Here is a 20189-nt window from a genome sequence, read left to right as displayed (position 1 = left end):
AAAAAACTAATCACATCCATATTATTCATCCATTGCAGATAAGCCATGTCATTTCAGGGATATCTTAAAACAATCAAATCGAAAACAGGAAAAGGGCCTGAGGATTTCCGAAAGCTTGCGGAAGAGAAAGGCTTCACCGACGCTGGCCATATCAAATCGGGCATTAAAGCCGGCGACATTGTAAAATGGCTTCAGGCCGATTTCGAACTGGGACACGGCCACGCAATGGCCATATATGCCCTTCTTAAAGGCGCCAAGGACGAAAACAGCGACTAAGCTTTGATGGAATCAGCAGCCCTGTTAACCGACAGCGATATCCGAGATTATCATCTCAAAGGTTATATCAAGCTCGAAAATGTTTTTTCGGATGATATCGCCCGTGCAGGTCGGGCTATTCTCTGGAGAGATACAGGTTGCGACCCGGCAGACCCGTCTACCTGGACAAAACCTGTAATCAGGCTGGGCGATTACGCTCAGGAACCGTTTTCCCGGGCGGCAAATATGCCATCGCTGCATGCTGCATTTGACCAACTGCTGGGGGTGGGTAAATGGTTGCCGCGTTACAGTCTGGGTACATTTCCCGTTCGCTTTCCATCCAATGATGATCCCGGGGATACCGGCTGGCACGTGGAAGCAAGTTTCCCGGATGAAGATCCCGCCGATTATTTCAAATGGCGTATCAATGTACATTCCAAGGGGCGGGCCTTGCTGATGCTATTCCTGTTTTCGGACGTCGGCGAGCTGGATGCACCGACCCGCATACGGGAGGGCTCGCATCTTGACGTAACCCGAATCCTCGAACCATACGGGGAAAAGGGCCTTACGTTCCTGAAACTGGCCGGAAAGCTTGAAGCCACTGCCCAGAGGCCCGAAGTAAATGCCACCGGAAAAGCAGGGACCGTATATCTGTGCCACCCTTTCCTGGTACATTCCGCCCAGCCTCATCGTGGTACAAACCCGCGTTTCATGGCACAGCCTCCGCTGCTCCCGGCTTAATATTTGGGCTGCCCATGAAGATCACCATCTTCATGGGCAGCCCAAATATTAAATCAGCGTATTCTTCTTACTGTATATCCTCGTACTTCCCCTGGCTCAGATCGCCGGTGTCGAAACCCTTTTTGAACCAATACATCCTTTGCTTGGAAGTGCCGTGGGTAAATGCATCAGGGACAATGCGGCCTTGTGATTCCTGCTGCAGCTTGTCGTCGCCAATGGCATTGGCAGCGTTAAGTGCCGATTCCAGGTCACCAGGTTCAAGGATCTTGCTCATTTCCTGGGCGTGATTGGCCCAAACGCCCGCCAAAAAATCGGCCTGCAGTTCCAGCTTGACGGAAAGTTTGTTGTATTCCGCTTCGCTCAGCCTGCTCCGTTCCTCCTGCATTTTCTCGCTCAGCCCCATCAAGTTCTGCACATGGTGCCCTACTTCATGCGCCACCACATAAGCTACCGCAAAATCACCGGGCGCATTGAACCTTTCGCGCAGCTCATCGCAGAATGAAAGGTCAATATATACCTTATGATCCGCCGGACAGTAGAACGGGCCCATCGCGGAAGACGCCCCGCCGCAGCCGCTCTGAGTTGCATCCTCAAAGATCTGCAGTTTTGGCTTTTCATATTGAGCATTATTTTCCGAGTAAATTTCCGTCCAGACATCTTCCGTGCTGCCTAGTACTTTGGAAACGAAATCAGCAGTTTTATCGTCCGGGCGTGGCCCTGGCGGACGTGTCTGTGCCTGCTCCGTCTGCGTTCCCTGAATATTGGAAAGGATCTCACCCGGGTCCTGCCCGGTTAAGAGGCCAATCGCCAGCACAATAATGGTACCAATGCCACCCAGTGCAATTTTACCGCCCCCGGACATACCCCGGCGGTCTTCCACATTGCTGCTTCTCCGTAAATCCTGCCAACGCATAGATTAATTATTTAGGTTAAAAACGATTTGAAAAATATCTAGCGAATAATGTGCCACAACAGCTGGATAGTGATGTAAATATCTCAGAATTATTCCTCACCGCATTATTTATACCAAATCTTCAATTATATTTTTGTTAAACCGACTTATAGTTTACATGAAACCGGTTCACATTTTCCTTTACTGCCTGTTAGCTTCCTGCCTGCTCTTGTCCTGTTCACCAGATCTGCCCGAAGATGTGGAATTGGCCATGAAAGAGCTGCCGCGAGAGCTGGATTACAACCGGCATGTAAAACCCGTGCTTTCAGATAAATGTTTTGCCTGCCACGGCCCCGATAAGGCAAAGCAAAAAGGCGGTCTGAGACTTGACCTGGCCGAATTTGCCTTCGTTAAACAGGCAAAAGAGTCGGGCCGCGTTGCCATTGATCCGGGAGACCTGGCTGGCAGTGAATTCTTTCACCGGATTATTTCTTCCGATCCGGAATATAGGATGCCCACCCCGGAATCGCATCTGACCCTGTCCGCCAAAGAAAAAGCGGTCCTGATCAAGTGGATACGCGACGGCGCCGAGTACAAACCGCATTGGGCGTTTGTAAAACCGGCAAAAGCAGAGATCCCGGCGACTGTCCATGATCACCTGGCTGTTAACCCCATCGATCATTTTGTTTTCAAAAAACTCGAAGAAGAGAAGTTGCAGCCTTCTGCCCAGGCCGGAAAAGAAATCCTGCTGAGACGATTATCGCTGGACCTGACAGGACTGCCGCCAACATTGGAAGAAACTGATGCTTTTGTAAAAGACAATTCCGCAAAAGCATACGAAAAACAAGTCGACCGTCTGCTGAATTCTCCCCACTATGGCGAAAAAATGGCCGTCGACTGGCTGGACCTGGCCCGCTTTGCCGATTCGCACGGGTACACGGTGGATCGGCTGAGGGATATGTCGCCCTACCGCGATTGGGTGATCGGTGCTTTCAATCGGAATATGCATTACGACCAGTTTGTACATTGGCAGCTCGCCGGCGATTTAATGCCGAAACCTACCAGGGATATGCGGATCGCCACCGCCTTCAACCGGAATCATCAGCAAAATATGGAGGGTGGTATCATTGAAGAGGAATTTCAGACGGAATATGTGGTCGACCGTACCAATACATTCGGGGATGCATTTTTGGGTTTGTCTGTGGGATGCGCCAAGTGCCACGACCATAAGTACGACCCGATTTCCCAGAAAAATTACTATGAGCTTTTCAGTTTTTTCAATAATGTAAAAGAGGCAGGCCAGATATCCTGGGATGACGCATTGCCCACGCCAACCCTGATGCTCCCGACGGCCGAGCAAGAGAAAATGCTACGTTTTATTCAATCTAATATCACGAATCAGGAGCAGGCATTGACCGACGCGAAGAAGAACGCGGGGCCTGCCTTTGATCAATGGCTAAGCTCGGGCGGCTACAAGCGTTTAGCGAAACAAGACATTCCGCAGCCAGGACTTCAGGCTTATTTTCCATTTGACAAGGGGCTATTGAAAAATGCGGCTGATCCAAAAGCAGCGGGCGTCATGAAGCGTGAATCCGGGCAGGAAGGAGGTGCACCTGAATTCGAGAAATCATCACGAGGCGAAGTCATGCATTTGAACGGCGATATTTTCCTTGACCTTTCGCCTGCAGGGGTTTTCAGAAAATCCGAACCTTTTACGATCGGGATCTGGGTTAATATTCCCAAAGAATTGAAAGAAGGTGTAATCCTGCACAAAAGCAACGCGGAGCGGTTGTACAATTTCAGAGGATATCATTTATACCTCAAAAACGACCGGTTTGAACTGAACATGGCACACACCTCGCCGTCCAATGCTATCACGAAGGTTACCAAACAACCGGTACCCAGAAACCAATGGGTTCAGCTGACGATCACCTATGACGGCTCTTCCAAGGCCAATGGGTTTAGATTGTATCTCAATGGAAATGAAGCTCCCATGGAAACAACCATGGATCAGCTGACGAAAGATATCCTCTTCAACGGTTCCAGTCAGCCGGGCTTGCAGATCGGCGGCTGGTGGCGGGGATTGGGCTTTAAGGATGGGAAAGTAGATGATATTGCGATCTACAACCGCGAACTTACTCCTTTTGAAATAGGGATCCTGGCCGGAAAAAATGCATGGGACGTAATCGCCGAAAAGCAGCCTTCTCAACTTACCCAGGCCGAAATTGCCACCTTAAAGGATTTTTATATGGCCGGTATCGATCAGAAAATTGCCAAATCCCAACTGGAATTGCAGAAAACGAGAACAGCGCAAAGTGACTCCACGGAACATGTCCGCGAGTTGATGGTGATGCAGGAAATGCCAAAGCCAAAACAGGCACATGTTTTAATCCGGGGTAACTACGATGCATTAGGTGAAAGAGTTTTCCCATCGACCCCTTCTTCTATTCTCGCATTCCCGAAAAATTTCCCGAAAAACCGGTACGGCCTTGCGCAGTGGCTGACACATCCCGGCAATCCATTGACTGCGAGGGTTGAAGTAAACCGGCTGTGGCAGAATTTCTTCGGCATTGGGCTCGTAAAAACCACCGAAGACTTTGGTAACCAGGGAGAAATGCCCAGTCACCCCGAATTGTTGGATTGGCTTGCCGTTACGTTCCGGGAATCGGGCTGGGATATCAAGAAAATGAATAAGCTCATTGTCATGTCGGCCACTTACCGGCAGGATTCGCGTACCAATAAAGACGTAAGGGAAAAAGACCCGGAAAACCGTTTGCTTGCCAGGGGACCTGCCAACCGCATGTCTGCAGAAATGATACGGGATAATGTGTTGATGGCGAGTGGATTATTGAATAAAAAGATTGGCGGTAAAAGTATAAAACCCTACCAGCCCGATGGTTTATGGTCGATCAACAGCAGCAATTACGTTCCCGATTCCGGGGATGCGGTCTATCGCCGAAGTCTTTATATTCTTGCCAAGAGGTCGGTACCCAACCCTACCCTTTCCACTTTCGACGCCACTTCGAGAAGTTTCTGTGTCGTTCGCAGGCAAAAAACCAATACGCCTTTGCAGGCATTGGTTACCTTAAACGACCCGACCTTCATTGAGGCGGCGAGGGTATTGGGCGAACAAATGACCAGAATAGCTGACGAAAAATCGGCCATCACCATTACCTATCGAAAATTGACGGGCCGAAAACCGCCAATCGCAGAAGTGGAGTTACTGCTCACTTTACAAAAACTCGAACAAGACAAATTCAGAAAAGATCTGAAAAAGGCTGAGGGTTGGCTGTCGACAGGTCAGTATCAAGTGACCAAAAAGCTCGATCCGTCCCGCGTCGCCGCCAATAGCGTTGTCGCCAGCACCATTCTCAACTCCGACGCCTGTTTAACCAAAAGATAAGCCATGTACCATCACCACGACGACGAATTCAGGCTGCATACCCCCGAATTTAACGAGCTCCACAAAAAGCTGGACCGCCGCAGGTTTTTGACCAAAACTTCATTGGGGATTGGCGCTTTGGCCGTCGGCTCCCTCTTTGGACTGGATAAGTTATACGGCTCTTCCTCCCGACAGGCTCAGCCTACGGGAGATCTGGAGGCGGATATACTCAAAGCATTGCCACACATAGCGCCCAAAGCAAAGCGGGTGGTCTATTTGTTCATGAGTGGTGGCCCATCCCAGTTTGAAACTTTTGATTATAAACCCAAATTGGTCCATCTCGCCGGGCAGAACCTGCCCGATTCGGTGAGAAAAGGGCAGCGGCTGACGGGCATGAGCGCGAACCAGAGCGCACTGCCCATGGTTCCGTCCATTTACAAATTCGGTCAGCATGGGAAAAGCCAGACCTGGGTGAGCGAGCTTTTGCCGTATACTTCCAAAGTGGTCGATGATTTATGCATTGTCAAATCCATTTACTCGGAGGCAATTAACCATGATCCGGCAATTACCTTTTTCCAAACCGGCAACCAGCTTCCCGGAAGGCCTTCCATCGGTTCCTGGGTAAGTTACGGGCTGGGTACGGATAATAATAACCTGCCCACCTTCATTGTATTGGTCTCCAAAAACGCGCCTAAGGACCAGCCTTTGTATGCAAGACTTTGGGGAAATGGCTTTCTGGAATCGCGGCATCAGGGCGTCCAATTCCGTTCCGGGAAAGATCCTGTTTTATTTCTCAACAATCCCGAAGGTTACGACGGTACCGACAGAAAAGAAATGCTGCAATACCTCGCCAAACTGAACCAGCTACAAAACGATTCGTATGGCGACCCGGAAATTGACAACCGCATTGCGCAATATGAGATGGCGTTCCGCATGCAGACTTCCGTGCCCGAGGTTATCGATACATCCGACGAACCCGACGATGTTTTTGACTTGTACGGGCCTGAAAGTCGCGATGCAGGCACTTATGCCGCTAATTGCTTACTAGCAAGAAAGTTGCTGGAAAAAGACGTGAAGTTTGTTCAGCTCTACCACCAGGGCTGGGACCAGCACGGCGGGCTGCCAAAGGGCATCGCCAACCAGTGCAAACAAACGGACCAGGCAACCGCGGCATTGATCATGGACCTAAAAAGAAGGGGCTTACTGGATGACACACTGGTGATCTGGGGCGGCGAATTCGGCCGGACCGTTTATTCCCAGGGTAAGCTCACTGCCGACGATTACGGCCGCGACCATCACCCGAGGTGCTTCACCATGTGGATGGCCGGGGCGGGCATCAAGGCGGGGATCAGCTATGGCGAGACGGACGATTTCAGTTACAACATTGTGAAAGACCCGGTCCACGTGCACGATTTCCACGCCACCTTAATGCATTTAATGGGTGTTGATCATGAGCGGCTTACCTATAAATTTCAGGGACGACGTTTCCGCCTGACTGATGTGCACGGGAAAGTTGTGCAGGGTCTTCTGGGCTCTTGATTTATAGCCACGAATACACGAAAGAAACACGAATGCCTTCGTGCCTTATCCGTGTATTCGTGGCATAAAACCTTCATCTAAAATCACTTTTTCACTTTCAGCTTAACTCTCCCCCAGATCACTTTCCGCTCAATCGGATTAAAGGTTTTGGTCTCATAGCTGGCCAGGCAGTCTATTTCCTGACCGTCTTTGCAATCGGGCGAGATGTGGATAATCGAGTTTTGGGTAAACCCGTCGGGCCAGCGGCCCGGAATCATTTCGTCAGTAAATTTTTCCTGTGCGTTCACAATCCCCACATCTTCGGCATAAATTCTGAGCCTGTTGTTGCCTTCATATATCAGGATATCTTCGCCGGGGTTGACCTCGCCGTCTCCATTCCCCTTTCCCAAAGCATCCTGTCGGACCGCTACCCCATCATCCATTTTTAGGTTTGTAAAATAAGGCACATCAAAATCAACAGGAACATTGACGACCGTACTCCTGGAATCTGCACCATTGGAAACGGTTATTTTTAGTTTAACGTCCGCCGGTTCCGCATGGACAGGCGGTTTCTTAAAACACATTATACTAAATCCAGCAATTTCAAGAACTCGCACACCCGAGTTGGAAGAAAACATTTTGACAGAATCCTTAACAGTAATTCCCTCACCCTCAGCACTTATGGTCACTTTCAAATGCGCTGCTTTTCCTTCCTTTCCCCTGTTAAATAACTTTACAGCCAGTTGATTAGGCTCATTGCTACTCTTCAGGCTCTTTTTTCCATTGATCTTGTAATCAACAAAACCCCAGTCTGGCCTGCCGTTTACAGCGTAAATTCCCGTTTCGCTGCCAGCAGGATCAAGATCCAATGCAATCCTTCCTTTTGCATCCGCCTGCACATTTTTCAGGTCGACTTTCTCTGATCCTAAATGGTAAGTAGCTGCTTTGTATGTGGTTCCTGGCTCGTAAATCGGGGCGGTTGTAACCTTAATATGGCCCATTTCCACCGTTGGTCCATGCAGGAGCCATTTTTTAGTATATAACCCAAAACCGTTTTTTGTCACGTCTTTCAGATAAATAAACCCGGGCTGATCCTTAGCGCTTGTTACCTCATATCCCCAAAGGCCAAAATTGCCGTAAAGATCATAGTGCGACCATTTCGTAGGAACCGGATGCGGCTTACCCATTTCCTGGCTTACGAAGCGCATGGCTTTTTCAAAAACATCGGTCTTTCCGGCCACATCCACCATGTGCCCGCCCGGGAATTCTTCCATCTGTATCGGCTTACCTTCCCATTTCGCTCCGGCTTTTACCTCCTGGTTGAGATCATATAAAATATCGGTCGGACTGGTATGTATGCGAACTTTCACATCCTTTAAATTCTCAAAAGTATAGCGCACCGGGTAGAGAGTCTGATGATCAGGCGTGCCCACGAAAAACTCCGGACTTCCCATCATGCTCACCATTGCACTCACCATATCCGGATATTTCCCTGCCAGAAAAAGCGACATAAAACCTCCCATGCTAAACCCGATGATAGACTGGTTGTCCCGATTGGAGATGGTCCGGTAGGTACCGTCAATGTATTGCACGAGTTCGGGAAAGTAGTCTTTCATCTGCACCTGAAACTTCACATCTTCATGATTACCCACGTTATAGGGGCGCGGCTCTTTCAAATCGATATTGCCGTCCCACATCACCATGATGATATGGTACTTATCCACCAACTCCTGCAATTTCACGTAATCCAGCCTGGCACTTTCATCCTTGAAATGCCTCCCGCCCCAGCCGTGAAAGAAATATACTACAGGGAACCGCTTTTGCGAAGTTTTGTATTCCTCAGGCAAATACAGCCGGTAGTATTTTTCATGCCCAAAAACTTTGCTTTCGTGGGTCAGGTCCTGGTAGGGGACGTCGGTTTGGCCCCGCGCCTCAAAACAGATTGGAAAAAGCAGCAGGGCGATTTTTAAGAAGTTAGTCAGGTCAAATTTATACATGGTGAAAACGAAGTGAATTGCTTACTGCTTGAATTCGTATCGGGAAACCCCTTTTGTCTTTTTGGATTTGGCGGTCAGCAAAATGCGCCAAACAGCCCTTTGCCCCCAGTTATCGGCCAATCTCTTTTCGTCCGGTGCGCCCGTGGGCATTTGTTCTTTACTTGCCTGCCAGAACTTCGCGTCATATTGCATGGTAACGGGCTTGGCCCCCGGAATTTCAAAGACGACTTTTCCGGGCTGGTCAAGGCTGGTGTTACAGACCGTCATGAAAACCTGGTTGAGCGGCTTGGTACAGGTTTTCAAACTGTAATCATCCGTAACCAGGAGCACATTTTTAGTTTTATCGAGGTTAACGGTTCTTTTCCAGGTGGTAACTCCCGCATCAGCCGGGTAAGCGGCAGCGATGTCCATTTCCAGAGACGCGCCGCCCCCCGTTTTGTGATATGTCACGTTCCGGGCTTCAAATTCCGGCCCGGCCTGCTGCTCAAAACCATTGATCAGCGGCAGGTTGTGGTGGGCCGAATTGTTGTACCAGAGCGTGTACCGGTCTTTTGAGAACGTCTTGGCCGTATAAGTACCAAAACCAACGTCAATCACAACAGGCTGTCCGCCAGCAAATAACACAAAATCCCCGACATCGTTATGATTATGGCTTTCCGCATTATGTCCGCCATGGGAAGCTGTAAAAAGCCCGGATGCCGACCGGGAAGCCATCAACTGAATCCCGGGCAGCCATACGTCACCCAGTTCTGCCGGGCTACCGGTCTCTTTCGCACAATCCCTGATCGCTGTGAGGTTCCAAAGCCTGCGAGGCTTGGAGAAATCCTTTGGCACCGGGTTGTTTTCATTTAAATGGTGGTAAGCCCAGCTCCCGAAACGCTGCATGACCGGGTCACGAACGGATTTTCCAATACGATAAAGCAACAGGCCGTCCTGATTGATCGTAGGCGACGCATCGGCTGTATTGATAAAATAATTGCCCGAAATGTGCACCTTGTACATGTAAGCCTCGGCCATTTGCACCAGCGGCTGGTCATAAATCTGCAGCTTCCCGGCAGATGCACTTTCCATTAGTTTCAATGCATCGAATAACCTGCCTATAGCGCCCGACCAGTAACTGGGGCCTTCGTCGATAGCGCCATCTTCACCGAGCCAGTTGAGGTAATTGTCCAGAATTTGCATGGCGTGGCGCAACTCGCTCACCCTGCGGTTTTCATTTTTTTCGACCAGTAAAAGCGAAGTCATCCAGCAACTCACGACCCACGGGTTCCAGTTGTTGACAGGCGCTGCTTTGGTACCAATTTTTGTAAACCAGAACTGGTCGCTGTTCGATTCCATTGGGGTTAGTATCTTCCGATCGACTTCATAATAGATCCGTTTGCGTATCAACGGAGAAATACTGTCAAGCTTCTCTCCCAGAAAATAATCCGCAAGCCCCAGAATGGTCGAAGCTTCCACGGCAAAAATATCAACCGCCGGATCTTGTATATCAGGTAAGCCTATTCCTGCTTTCTGCATATACAAGTGCGCCGGAATGCCCCAGTAAGTTTCCTCGCAGGTTGACCAGATCCCATTCACGATATCCGTCAAAAACCGTCCTTTTTGCTCCAGAGACTCAGCCAGTATCAGCCCAAAAAGCTGCTCTCTTTTTTGGAATGATACATCTTCGTAACCCGTCCGGTTTCCGGTTTTCTGGTATTCCAAGGTGAGTGAAGCCGGAATGGCAGTAAAAGGCTTACCCAAAGATTTCTCGCCGTCCACAATCAGCATTTGCCTGATCGAGTCAGGGACAGTGTTTTTCCAGTCTGTTACTGTCTTTGGAAACGGCTTCCACTGATCTTTCGGGATCAGCGATTTGGCGATTTCTTCTTTTGTGAATTTGGCCAGCAGGTTTCGGGGAAATGGCTGCGCCAAACTCCCGGATATCGTGGTAACTAGGATGATAAGGGCAATAAATGTTAGTCGTAATTTCATTGTTGAGATTCAATTAAAAATCCGGCGGTATTGGCAAATTCTTCACCGGAGACTTTGATCACCAGTTTTCCATTTTGCCAATCCCAATGGTCGAATGGCCTTTCTCCTTCTGTATTCCGATGTGTGATTTTTTGCGGTTTTGTGACTAGCGGAATTTCAATAGTCCCTTCCGAAAAAGGGATTACGGCTATACTGCCCGATTTGAATATATCCTGGTCATTTTGTGAAATAATGGCCCAGGTTCCGGTGCCGCTAATGTTTTCAAAAACTTTATTTTCTCTTCCCAAATCCCTCAAAACCAATGAAGTCAATGCATTTTGATCCGATAATACTTCCTGCCTACCCCATACCCTAAGCTGGGGCGGTGCTTTCATATTGCCGGTATGGCTGTTGTACCATTTGGGCTGCCACTGGGTTGTTCTTCTGTGCCAGAGGTTTACAGCCATCCGGCGGTTCAGAAATACATTGGGGACCGACTTGCCATCTTCCGTTTCGCTTGGCAAAACTGCGCCCGGCGAACCCATCACAATGGAATTCAATAAGATACCATCATCCAGAGACCAGTCGTAACAGGACGAACCGCTGATCGCGACACCATAACCGGATAACAAGGAGGCCCAAATGCTCCATTCCTGATGACCGCGGTGCAAGTCAAACCAAAGGTCTCCCTGGTCATCCAGCGAAACCAGGTCGGTAAGCGGCACCCAAAGCGGGCTGATGCCGTAGCCCATGACCACCACATCCGGATCGATGCTTTTCGCTGCTTTCACGATCTGCTGCATTAGTTCAAAAGTATGTCTCTCGCCACGCAATGCGGGATTTCTTGGCGCGCCCATATCCGGGCTTGGTAACCCGTAACCGAAATCCAATTTGATCAGCCGTGGTTTTATCTCTTTCATAATCCGCACGGTGCGGTCCCGCAGGAACTTTCTGGTATGCTCAGAACTAGCATCCAGGCAATAATACGCATCGCCGGTTGGGTCAAAATTCCAGTTGGCCATGCAGGGCCTGCCGCTTTTATCCAGAATGAGGTCTTTCGATGTTAAACCGCACGCAACGGTGTCTTTGATCCAGCCAATGGTTTCCCAAACCCCTACCTCCACTTTCTTCTCCCTGATATAGGCCAAATCGCTGTAGAAATCAGGGAAACGTTTCAGGTCCGGCTGTCCCGAACCCTGCGACGATTCCCAGGGATCGTCCAATACCATGATTTCGTTATGCATTTTTTCCATGAAATCGGCGATCGGGCGGATCGGGAACTTGCGCAGCCGCCACATCCCCCAGGTGTTCCAGATCGAGGCCGTTTGCCTGCGTGCCCCGTCTGGCCTGACCTGCTTTTTCATTTCCGGAAAAGAAGCGTAATATTTTTCAAAACTTGATCTTGCGGTGGTGTCAATGGTAAAACGCGCCAGATCGGTCCATTTCCGGCTTTTGCCGACCGGCGCCGACCAAAGGTCCTCCCGATATAAAAATTCCAGACAACCTCTTGTTGATTGTATTTTCAAAGACATCGCGGCGTCGGGAACGCTACCCGCACCGATTGTAATCCAGCCATCATCGGAACCCAGGCCTGCAAAAAGGACAGGTCTGGGGAACGCCGCCCCGTAAGGTGTACCCATTGAAGGACCGAAGTTTCCAAGCGCAATGGTGGTATGCCCCAAATCCCAGCTGCGAAAATAGCTTTGCACCGTTCCGGCCTTGGCCCCCGGAACACAATACCCAAACGATTGCCAATCGGGCATAAACGGCTTGTCCCAGGTCGGTTTTACGTTCGCGCCGTTTGTAACAACAGAAGCGCCCAGGTACATTTCAATGATTTTCGGCGTGAATATTGCCCACTCGGCGGTGAGCTCGCTGAATTTCCAACCCCAGTTCTTCTTTTCAATAATCAGTGTTCCCTTTCCCAATCCAGGCCAACGCAATGCCACTGATACCTTGTCGCCCTGCTCGGTCATTGCATCTGCGATAGCCTTGCTGAAAGCCTTTTCTTTCTTTGAATTTTCATACCAAAAGGAAGGCAAAAGGCTTCCCTGCCACGCAGTAGCGCCGTTTGCCTTATTGGTTAGTGTTGCTTTATCCTGACCCAGGTCCCATTTGATGATCAGGTGATCGTTTTCAAATTGCCATTGTTTAAGAGCATTTTGACCAAAACCGTTTGAACAAACAAGGCAGGCCGCAATTACCCAGAAAAAACGAAGAAAGTATTCGTGCTTCTTCGTGTGTTCTGGGCATTTTACCAGCCACGAATGCACGAAGAAGCACGAATACATGATACCAAAATACTTCCTGAACATCAGCAACTTATAAATTAGGATTAATATTGGCGTCACCGATTGGCGCAGGGTACCAGAAATTGTCCCTGCTCAGATTGCCGATCGGTTTCAGGTCGTCTGCGGCTTTGTTGGAATTGGCTTCCGCCACCTTTTCAAGCCGCAATAAGTCAAACCAGCGTGTCCATTCTCCCGCAAACTCCCAGGCGCGCTCGTCTACAACCGCGCTCACAAACGCCGTTTTGGAAAGCCCGGCCAAATCCGGCAATCCCGCGCGCTTCCGAACTGCATTCACCGACGCGTAAGCCTGTGCGTTGGGTGTCGCATCCGCCATGGCCTGCGCCTCGGCATAGATCAGGAGCACATGCGCATAGCGTATCATATGCACAGGCATGGAAGAAGTGAATTTGGTATTATCGGCCAATCTGAATTTGGCATAGTAGGGATGCTTGGCAAGACTGTTCTGCCAAGGTACCTTCGTGCCGTCGGGTTTGGTAAAAACTGTATGGAAAGTGATATCCTTGCGCTTTCCGGCTGGAAATTTGTTAAAAAAACCAATTTCCGCCAGGTAATCGTCCCAGCCATTTTCATCGCCTGGTACAGCTGGCAAACCATAAAAGGAGTTGGTAGACCCGCCAAAATTCTCAGAAGTCTGGAAAGCAAAAACCTCCTCGGCGGTACCTGTCGCAGAAGCCGTTCCCGACCACAAAGTTGCCAGGTCGGAAACGAGATCGAAACCGTAAACTGCCTTGTTATCAATCACTTCTTTGGCTTTTGCTGCGGCCAGTGCATATTTTGACGCATCTTTAATCGGCCAGCCGCCTTCGGTCAGATACACGTCTGCCAGCATAGCTTTCGCTGAGCCCTTGTTGGGTCTGCCCGGATCGCGTTTTTTGTCGGGCAGCAACTCTTCCGCCTTTTTCAAATCAGCCTCTATCAATGCGTAAATCTCGGCGGGTGAGCTCTTCTGGATGGAAAGCAATTCCTCGGAGAAATCCGCAGTAGTGATCAGCGGAATGTTACCATAACCTCTTGTTAACCAATAATATCCCAATGCCCGCAGGAAGTATGCTTCCCCCACAATCGCATTGATCCTGGCAGGGTCGCCGGTGACGGCCTGATAATTATTGATGATATTATTTGCTCCCTGAATGGTTTTGTAACATCCGCTCCAAATCTGTGAAAGCCTTGGATTGGAAGAAGTTACATTGAACTGATCGATCTCCCGAAAATCGGCCTTGTTACCTCCGGAGATCGTGGAAAGATCATCGGCGCCCATCCCAAACCCCTGGATAGCAGAGGTCAGAAAACCGCGTGCCCAGGTTCTCAGCAAACCTTTGTAGCTGCCGGTCAATGCCGATTCGAGGCCGGCGATGTCGGAGATGGCATTGGTACCGACCACCTGACCTTTGGGATCTTCTTCCAGAAAATCCTTACAGCCCCAGGCCATCAGTATGAGGAATATAATTGCTAATTTTTTCATGATCTTTTGATATATAAGATGATTAAAATGTCAGATTGAGGCCCAGTGTATAGGTCTTGGAGTTTGGATAGGATGCGTGGTCGATGTTCTGCACTGCATCTCCTACACCATTGGAAGTCGACTCCGGGTCGATGCCTTTGTATTTGGTAAAAGTGAGCAGGTTGGTACCGCTGACAAACACCCTGACGGACGCAATATTTTTGAGTACCAACTTCGGAATGTCGTAGGACAAGCTGATATTTTTCATCCTCAGAAAGTCCCCTTTTTCCAAAAAGCGGGTCGACTGGGTGTAGAAATTTTCTTTTGCACTGCTGAAAGCCGGAATATCGGATGTTTCATTTATGCCGGGAATGTACCGGTCTTTGATAGCCGCAAAGGTCGGCTGACGCACGTCGGTACTACCCACAATCCCGTTTGCGTACGTGTAGTTGAGTTTGTCAAATCCAAAGACGCCCTGAAAGAACACGTTAAGCGACAAACCTTTATATGAAAAGGTGTTGTTCCAACCCAATGTTGTCTTGGGCATCCCGCTGCCGATGACCTGGTAATCTTTGGCATCGAGCACTTTATCCCCGTTCAGGTCCTGGTAATGTGCGTCTCCAGGTTTGTTGTTGTACACAGCAGCCTCGTCGGCCTCGCTGGCCTTCCAGGTGCCCAGGTAGTTCAGGCCCCAGAATGCCGCCATTTGCTGGCCGGGTATCAAGACAAATTCCGTTGCCGTAAAAATCGTATCGCTGGCGGTAGCCAGTTTCACCACTTTGTTTTTGATCACCGAAAAGTTCAGTCCGCTGTTCCATCTGAAACCTCTGCCTTCCAGGATCGAAGCTTCTACAGAAAACTCCCAGCCTTTATTCTGCACCTGACCGATGTTTTTCAAAATGTTATTGCCGCCGATGTAAGCAGGCAGCGGCTGGCTCAGCAACAGGTCCTTCGTGTTCTTGACAAAGTAATCCACTGAAAATGATACTCTTCCGCCAAGAATCTCCGCATCTGCACCTCCGTTGACCTGCTCGGTCGTTTCCCATTTCAGGTTGGGGTTGCCTGGGTTGCCCAATACGATCCCATTGGTGATGCCATTGGTAAAGTAACCCGAGGTGAATGGGACCCCGGCGTCGTCGACATTGGTAATGTAGCTCGACAGCGTGCCATACGGATTAATGGCCTGGTTACCCGTCAAACCCCAGCTTCCCCTCAATTTCAAAGTGTTGAAAACGTGCTGACTTTTCATAAAAGCTTCCTCCGAAACCTTCCAGCCCAATGCGACCGAAGGAAAAACGCTCCATTTGTTGCCGTCCTGGAATTTGGAAGACCCGTCCCGGCGGATCGTCGCAGAGAGCAGGTATCGGTCATTAAATCCGTAGTTGATCCGCCCCAGGTATGACATCAGGCTCCATTTCGAATAACCAGACCCAATCTGATTGGAAGCCGCGAGGGACAGGTTGTTGTAGGACTGGGCAGGATAAGTGAGGTTGGTCGCATTGGCGTAAAACGACTCTCCGATCTGTTTCTGAGTTTCAAAAACACCGATGATATCCAGGCTATGTTTGCCGCTGAATACTTTTTTGTAGTTGATAGAATTGGTGTTCTGCAGAGTGACCTGCTCTCCCGAGGCACGCCCGGCCCTTGGCAAATAGCTGGTAATCAGCGGTCCCGCATATGTCTTATCCTGCTGATTCACGTAGTTGACACCATATTGAACATCCAGCGACAGCCCAGGTATAAATTCATATTTCATACCCCCAATCAGGTTCACGATACTGCGGTTGATACGGTTGTCCGCGTCCATGGCCCGTGCAACCGGATTCTCGAAAATAGAGCCTACCGGGTCACGGTAAGTGTAATTGCCCGTCGCGTCATATACAGGCGTCGTGGGCGACCACGCAAATGCCTGGCCCAATGCGCTACCGCGCGCACCTGTGCCGCTCGTATTGTGGTTTTCACGACGCGTTCCTGTAAAGTTGAGGCGCACCGAAAATTGATCCGAAACCTGCGAATTAATGTTGGAGCGGACGGTGTATCTACGATAATCAGAGTTATCGATGATACCATTCTGCTTCAAATAGTTGGCCGATATCAGATAAGTCGTTTTGTCGTTTCCGCCAGAAATTCCCAGCTGGTATTCCTGTCCTCCCGCCTTTCTCAGTATTTCGTCCTGCCAGTTGGTCCCGCCACTTTGTTTAAACTGGTCAATCTGGGCCTGAGAGAAAACCGGGTTCCCGTTGGTTGCAGCGGCCCTTTCGTTCACCGTTTGGGCATAGTCAGCCGCATGGAGCAGGTCCATTTTCTTCAGAACCTCCGACGACGAAAAACGCGCACCGAAGTTGACCTGCATGCTTCCTTTTTTACCGGTTTTGGTTGTGATGATAATCACCCCGTTGGAGCCCCGGCTGCCATAAATAGCTGTTGCGGAAGCATCCTTCAAGACTTCCAGGGAAGCGATGTCATCCGGATTAATGTTATTAAAATCCGCTCCCACAAAGCCGTCGACCACATAAAGCGGGCTATTGTCGCTGTTGATGGAATTCGCTCCCCTTATCCTGATCCGCACGTCACCGCCGGGCGAACCTGACGCGTTCGTTACCTGGACGCCCGAGGCCCGGCCCTGCAGAATCTGGTCAAGGCGGTTCACAGGCTGGTCTTTAAATTGATCCGTTGAAATGGAGGTGAGTGAACCGGTCACATCGCTTTTCCGCTGAGTACCATAACCCACTACCACTACTTCGTTCAGGATTTTGGTGTCCGCTGCCAGCTGTACGAGGATCTCCGACTGACCTCCAATGGTCACTTCTTTTGAAATGTAGCCGATAAACGAAAAGATCAACACATCGCTGCCTTCGGGGACGCTCAGGGCAAACCGGCCTTCCGTGTCGGTAGTCGTACCTGTGGAGGTACCTTTTACAATGACATTGACACCCACCAGCGCTTCGTTTTTTTCCGAAGTAACCCTGCCGCTGATCGCGGCCAACGAAGATGCAAAACTTTCCTGCGCTTGCCACAGCAGCAAGATTGACAGGATCAGGCACAACCTGGACAGCCCTGTCGGATTGTAGTTCTTTCTCATAAAATTGAATGTATAAAGGTTTAGGAATAGCATTTTAATGAGGCGTTTGACAACTCAAATGTGTCATTAAAACACTATCTTTGAGAAAGATGAAATTTTATTTAACTCACTGCAAATAAAATTGTTAAAAAATTTCCGCAAACGTTTTCGCAAACCTTTGCAGTAATTTGCGGCAAAATCAGTTCAACTATTTCCTTGTAAAAGACTGTTTTCTTCCGTTGTTTAGACAAGTAATAGAATTTAGATTTTTTCAAGTTGGCAACGTTATATACGATATGGAAGATATCACACTGAAGACCATCGCAACGAAACTCGGGATTTCCATATCCACCGTTTCAAGAGCTCTGAAAAATCACCCTGATATCAGGGAATCTACCCGGCAAGCGGTATATGAACTCGCCGAAAAGCTCGACTATGAGCCCAATCAACTGGCGTTTCAATTGCTCAACCGCCGCAGCAATACCATTGGGGTGGTCGTTCCTAAAATCAGTTATGCATTGTATTTACAAGCCATTCCCGGCATGGCGGATGTTGCAGAAAAACATGGCTACCAGCTACTTATATGCCAAACAGACGACAGCTATGAAAAAGAAGTGAGACAAATACACAGCTTGCTGACCTCGAGAACTTCGGGCATTGTGCTATCCATGTCCGCCAATACCACCAACTACGATCATTTACTCAAAATCCAGCGAAAAAACGTCCCGCTCGTGTTGTTCAACCGTGATTGTGAAGAAATTACCTGTTCCAAAGTGCTGATCGATAATCACCATGCTGCTTACGAGGCCACTTCTGTACTGATCGCACAGGGACGAAGAAAAATCGCCTTTTTACGAGGGCCTGAGCATTTGCAAATCAGTCAGAAAAGATTCGAGGGTTACTGCCAGGCTCTGGCTGACCACAACATACCGATTGATAACCAGATCATTAAAGTAGTCGTTCAACAGGAAAAGGAAACGATGGCCGAGGTAATCAACGCCTTGTTTGACTCCGATTCAAAATCTGATGCCCTCCTTGCCTACAGCGACCAGATCGCGCAATGGGCACTGGTAATTGCAAAGCAGCGCGGTATCCGTATCCCGCAGGACCTGTCCATTATTGGTTTTTACAACGAACCCACCAACGAGTTACTGGACCCCCCGTTAAGCTCCGTTTCACAGCCCGCCTATGAAATGGGCGAAAAAGCTATGGAACTGGTATTCAAGGAGCTGAACAGCGCCCGGTTTGCATTTGAACGGGTCGTTTTGGAAAGTTCATTGGTTTTGAGAGGGTCAAGTAATATCGTCTGATGGCGTTTTATTTGAGAGTTGGGCGGGTATTGTCTGCATATATGCGTCTTTACATCAGGCAAGTACACTAAAAACACTTTAAAAATTAACGTTTTACCTGATCAATGGGCCTTCAAAAATCCTGCTTGAGTATTTTTCTGATCGCGGTGGCCGGTTCGCCATTTACATTTGCGCAGCAAGCCCATGTAAACCTGGATTTTGATCCACAGAAAAATACGCAAAACCTTGTGCCTTATGGAGGTAACATCATTTCTCCCGAGGTAAAAGACGACCAAACGGTCACATTCAGGCTTAAAGCCCCGGACGCGAATAAGGTCGAGCTCACCGGTGGACCTATATTGCTTGCACTCAAATCGAAAAACTCAATTCCGTTTGCGAGAGCGGCCGACGGTGTTTGGTCACTGACAGTCGGACCGTTGCAACCGGATATTTACGTGTACAGATTCTTGCTGGACGGTGTACCCATCGTTGACCCAAACAATACTTTCACAGGTTATTCCAATCAGCCCGGCTACAGCAATCTGATCGTCCATGGCAGCAAACCGGCTTACTACGACGCGCTGAATGTTCCGCACGGAAGCGTTACAAGGCATATTTACCATTCGGATGTTCTAAATGGCGAGCGCGAAATATTTGTATATACGCCGCCAGGCTACAATCCCAAAATCAAATACCCTGTACTGTACCTGCTTGGCGGAAGCGGGGAACTGGCTTCCGGATGGACATCGGACGGCCGTGCCGATTTCATGGCAGACAACCTGCTGGCTGAAGGAAAAATGGTGCCGATGATCATCGCCATGCCCAATAACCAGGTGATTCACCGGAACGATCCCGGTCATCTGGAAAAAACCTATAAGCTTTTTGAAGAAGAATTGAGAAAACAGATCGTGCCTTTTGTGGACAGTCATTACGGTACGATCAGGGATCGGAAAGGAAGGGCAATTTCGGGTCTCTCCATGGGTGGGCGACATACCGAGGCGGTGGGCTTCAATGCGTTGGACCTTTTCAGCTCTTTCGGGATCCTGAGTGCCGGAGATCTTGAACCCGAGAAACTCAACCCATCCTTTTTCAACGATCCCAAAATCAGGGAAAAGGTTGATTATCTGCTGGTTGGGCTGGGCAGCGGCGAATCAGGGTCCGCTGTTGCGAAAAGATCAGCAGCAACACATGAAGCGCTTGCGAAGGCTGGTATCAAGCACGACTATTTCATTGGTGGCGAAGGCGCCCACGACTGGGGCACCTGGCGGCTCTTACTGCATGACAAGTTGCTGCCTGATCTCTGGAAGAAGTAGCATTCCAAGCAAAATGAATGGCGAAAATATTTGTA

General features: G+C 49.3%; 12 protein-coding genes. 6 read left to right on the top strand and 6 right to left on the bottom strand.

Annotated features, from left to right (window positions below; translation table 11 throughout):
- Positions 1–45 precede the first annotated feature (45 nt).
- Positions 46–276 (top strand): DUF4287 domain-containing protein, encoded by a 231-nt coding sequence (locus tag AC1XUF_RS03000; RefSeq protein WP_483340171.1) that lies wholly within the window; start codon positions 46–48, stop codon positions 274–276.
- A gap of 6 nt (positions 277–282) precedes the next feature.
- Positions 283–996, top strand: coding sequence for a phytanoyl-CoA dioxygenase family protein (locus AC1XUF_RS02995; RefSeq protein WP_483340170.1), 714 nt, complete (start codon positions 283–285; stop codon positions 994–996).
- A gap of 67 nt (positions 997–1063) precedes the next feature.
- On the opposite strand, the gene ypfJ is transcribed toward AC1XUF_RS02995, so the two are convergent.
- Positions 1064–1909 carry a KPN_02809 family neutral zinc metallopeptidase gene (gene ypfJ / locus AC1XUF_RS02990; protein WP_483340169.1) on the bottom strand — a complete coding sequence of 282 codons (846 nt, stop codon included), beginning with the start codon at positions 1907–1909 and terminating at the stop codon, positions 1064–1066.
- 157 nt (positions 1910–2066) lie between these two features.
- Here ypfJ and AC1XUF_RS02985 point away from each other — a divergent pair, with 157 nt between their 5' ends.
- Entirely contained in the window at positions 2067–5291 is a 3225-nt protein-coding gene (locus tag AC1XUF_RS02985; protein ID WP_483340168.1) for a DUF1553 domain-containing protein, read from the top strand.
- 3 nt (positions 5292–5294) lie between these two features.
- Positions 5295–6809: a DUF1501 domain-containing protein gene (locus AC1XUF_RS02980; RefSeq protein ID WP_483340167.1), complete on the top strand. Its 1515-nt coding sequence runs from the start codon at positions 5295–5297 to the stop codon at positions 6807–6809.
- Positions 6810–6892: 83 nt separating this feature from the next.
- Here AC1XUF_RS02980 and AC1XUF_RS02975 read toward each other — a convergent pair whose 3' ends face one another.
- The 5 genes from AC1XUF_RS02975 to AC1XUF_RS02955 are packed head-to-tail and all read right to left on the bottom strand — an operon-like array spanning position 6893 to position 17573.
- A complete protein-coding gene (locus AC1XUF_RS02975) occupies positions 6893–8785 on the bottom strand; it encodes an alpha/beta hydrolase (protein WP_483340166.1) in 1893 nt (630 codons plus the stop codon).
- Between the two features lie 21 nt (positions 8786–8806).
- Positions 8807–10759: a heparinase II/III domain-containing protein gene (locus AC1XUF_RS02970; RefSeq protein ID WP_483340165.1), complete on the bottom strand. Its 1953-nt coding sequence runs from the start codon at positions 10757–10759 to the stop codon at positions 8807–8809.
- On the bottom strand, positions 10756–13053 hold the full coding sequence (locus AC1XUF_RS02965; RefSeq protein WP_483340164.1) for an alpha-amylase family protein: 2298 nt from the start codon (positions 13051–13053) through the stop codon (positions 10756–10758). The genes AC1XUF_RS02970 and AC1XUF_RS02965 overlap by 4 nt, the downstream gene beginning before the upstream one ends.
- Before the next feature lie 7 nt (positions 13054–13060).
- Complete coding sequence (locus tag AC1XUF_RS02960; protein ID WP_483340163.1) at positions 13061–14512, bottom strand: RagB/SusD family nutrient uptake outer membrane protein; 1452 nt, start codon at positions 14510–14512, stop codon at positions 13061–13063.
- A 22-nt stretch (positions 14513–14534) separates the two neighbouring features.
- The gene (locus AC1XUF_RS02955; RefSeq protein WP_483340162.1) at positions 14535–17573 is read right to left on the bottom strand and encodes a SusC/RagA family TonB-linked outer membrane protein; all 3039 of its coding nucleotides are present in this window, start codon (positions 17571–17573) and stop codon (positions 14535–14537) included.
- 275 nt (positions 17574–17848) lie between these two features.
- Here AC1XUF_RS02955 and AC1XUF_RS02950 point away from each other — a divergent pair, with 275 nt between their 5' ends.
- On the top strand, positions 17849–18862 hold the full coding sequence (locus AC1XUF_RS02950; protein WP_483340161.1) for a LacI family DNA-binding transcriptional regulator: 1014 nt from the start codon (positions 17849–17851) through the stop codon (positions 18860–18862).
- A gap of 125 nt (positions 18863–18987) precedes the next feature.
- Complete coding sequence (locus AC1XUF_RS02945) at positions 18988–20154, top strand: alpha/beta hydrolase-fold protein (protein WP_483340160.1); 1167 nt, start codon at positions 18988–18990, stop codon at positions 20152–20154.
- Positions 20155–20189: the final 35 nt, after the last annotated feature.

Source organism: Dyadobacter sp. HNCC25DJ185 (assembly GCF_056895195.1).
The sequence above is the reverse complement of the archived record's forward strand: the minus strand, read 5'-3'. Positions and strand labels throughout refer to the sequence as shown.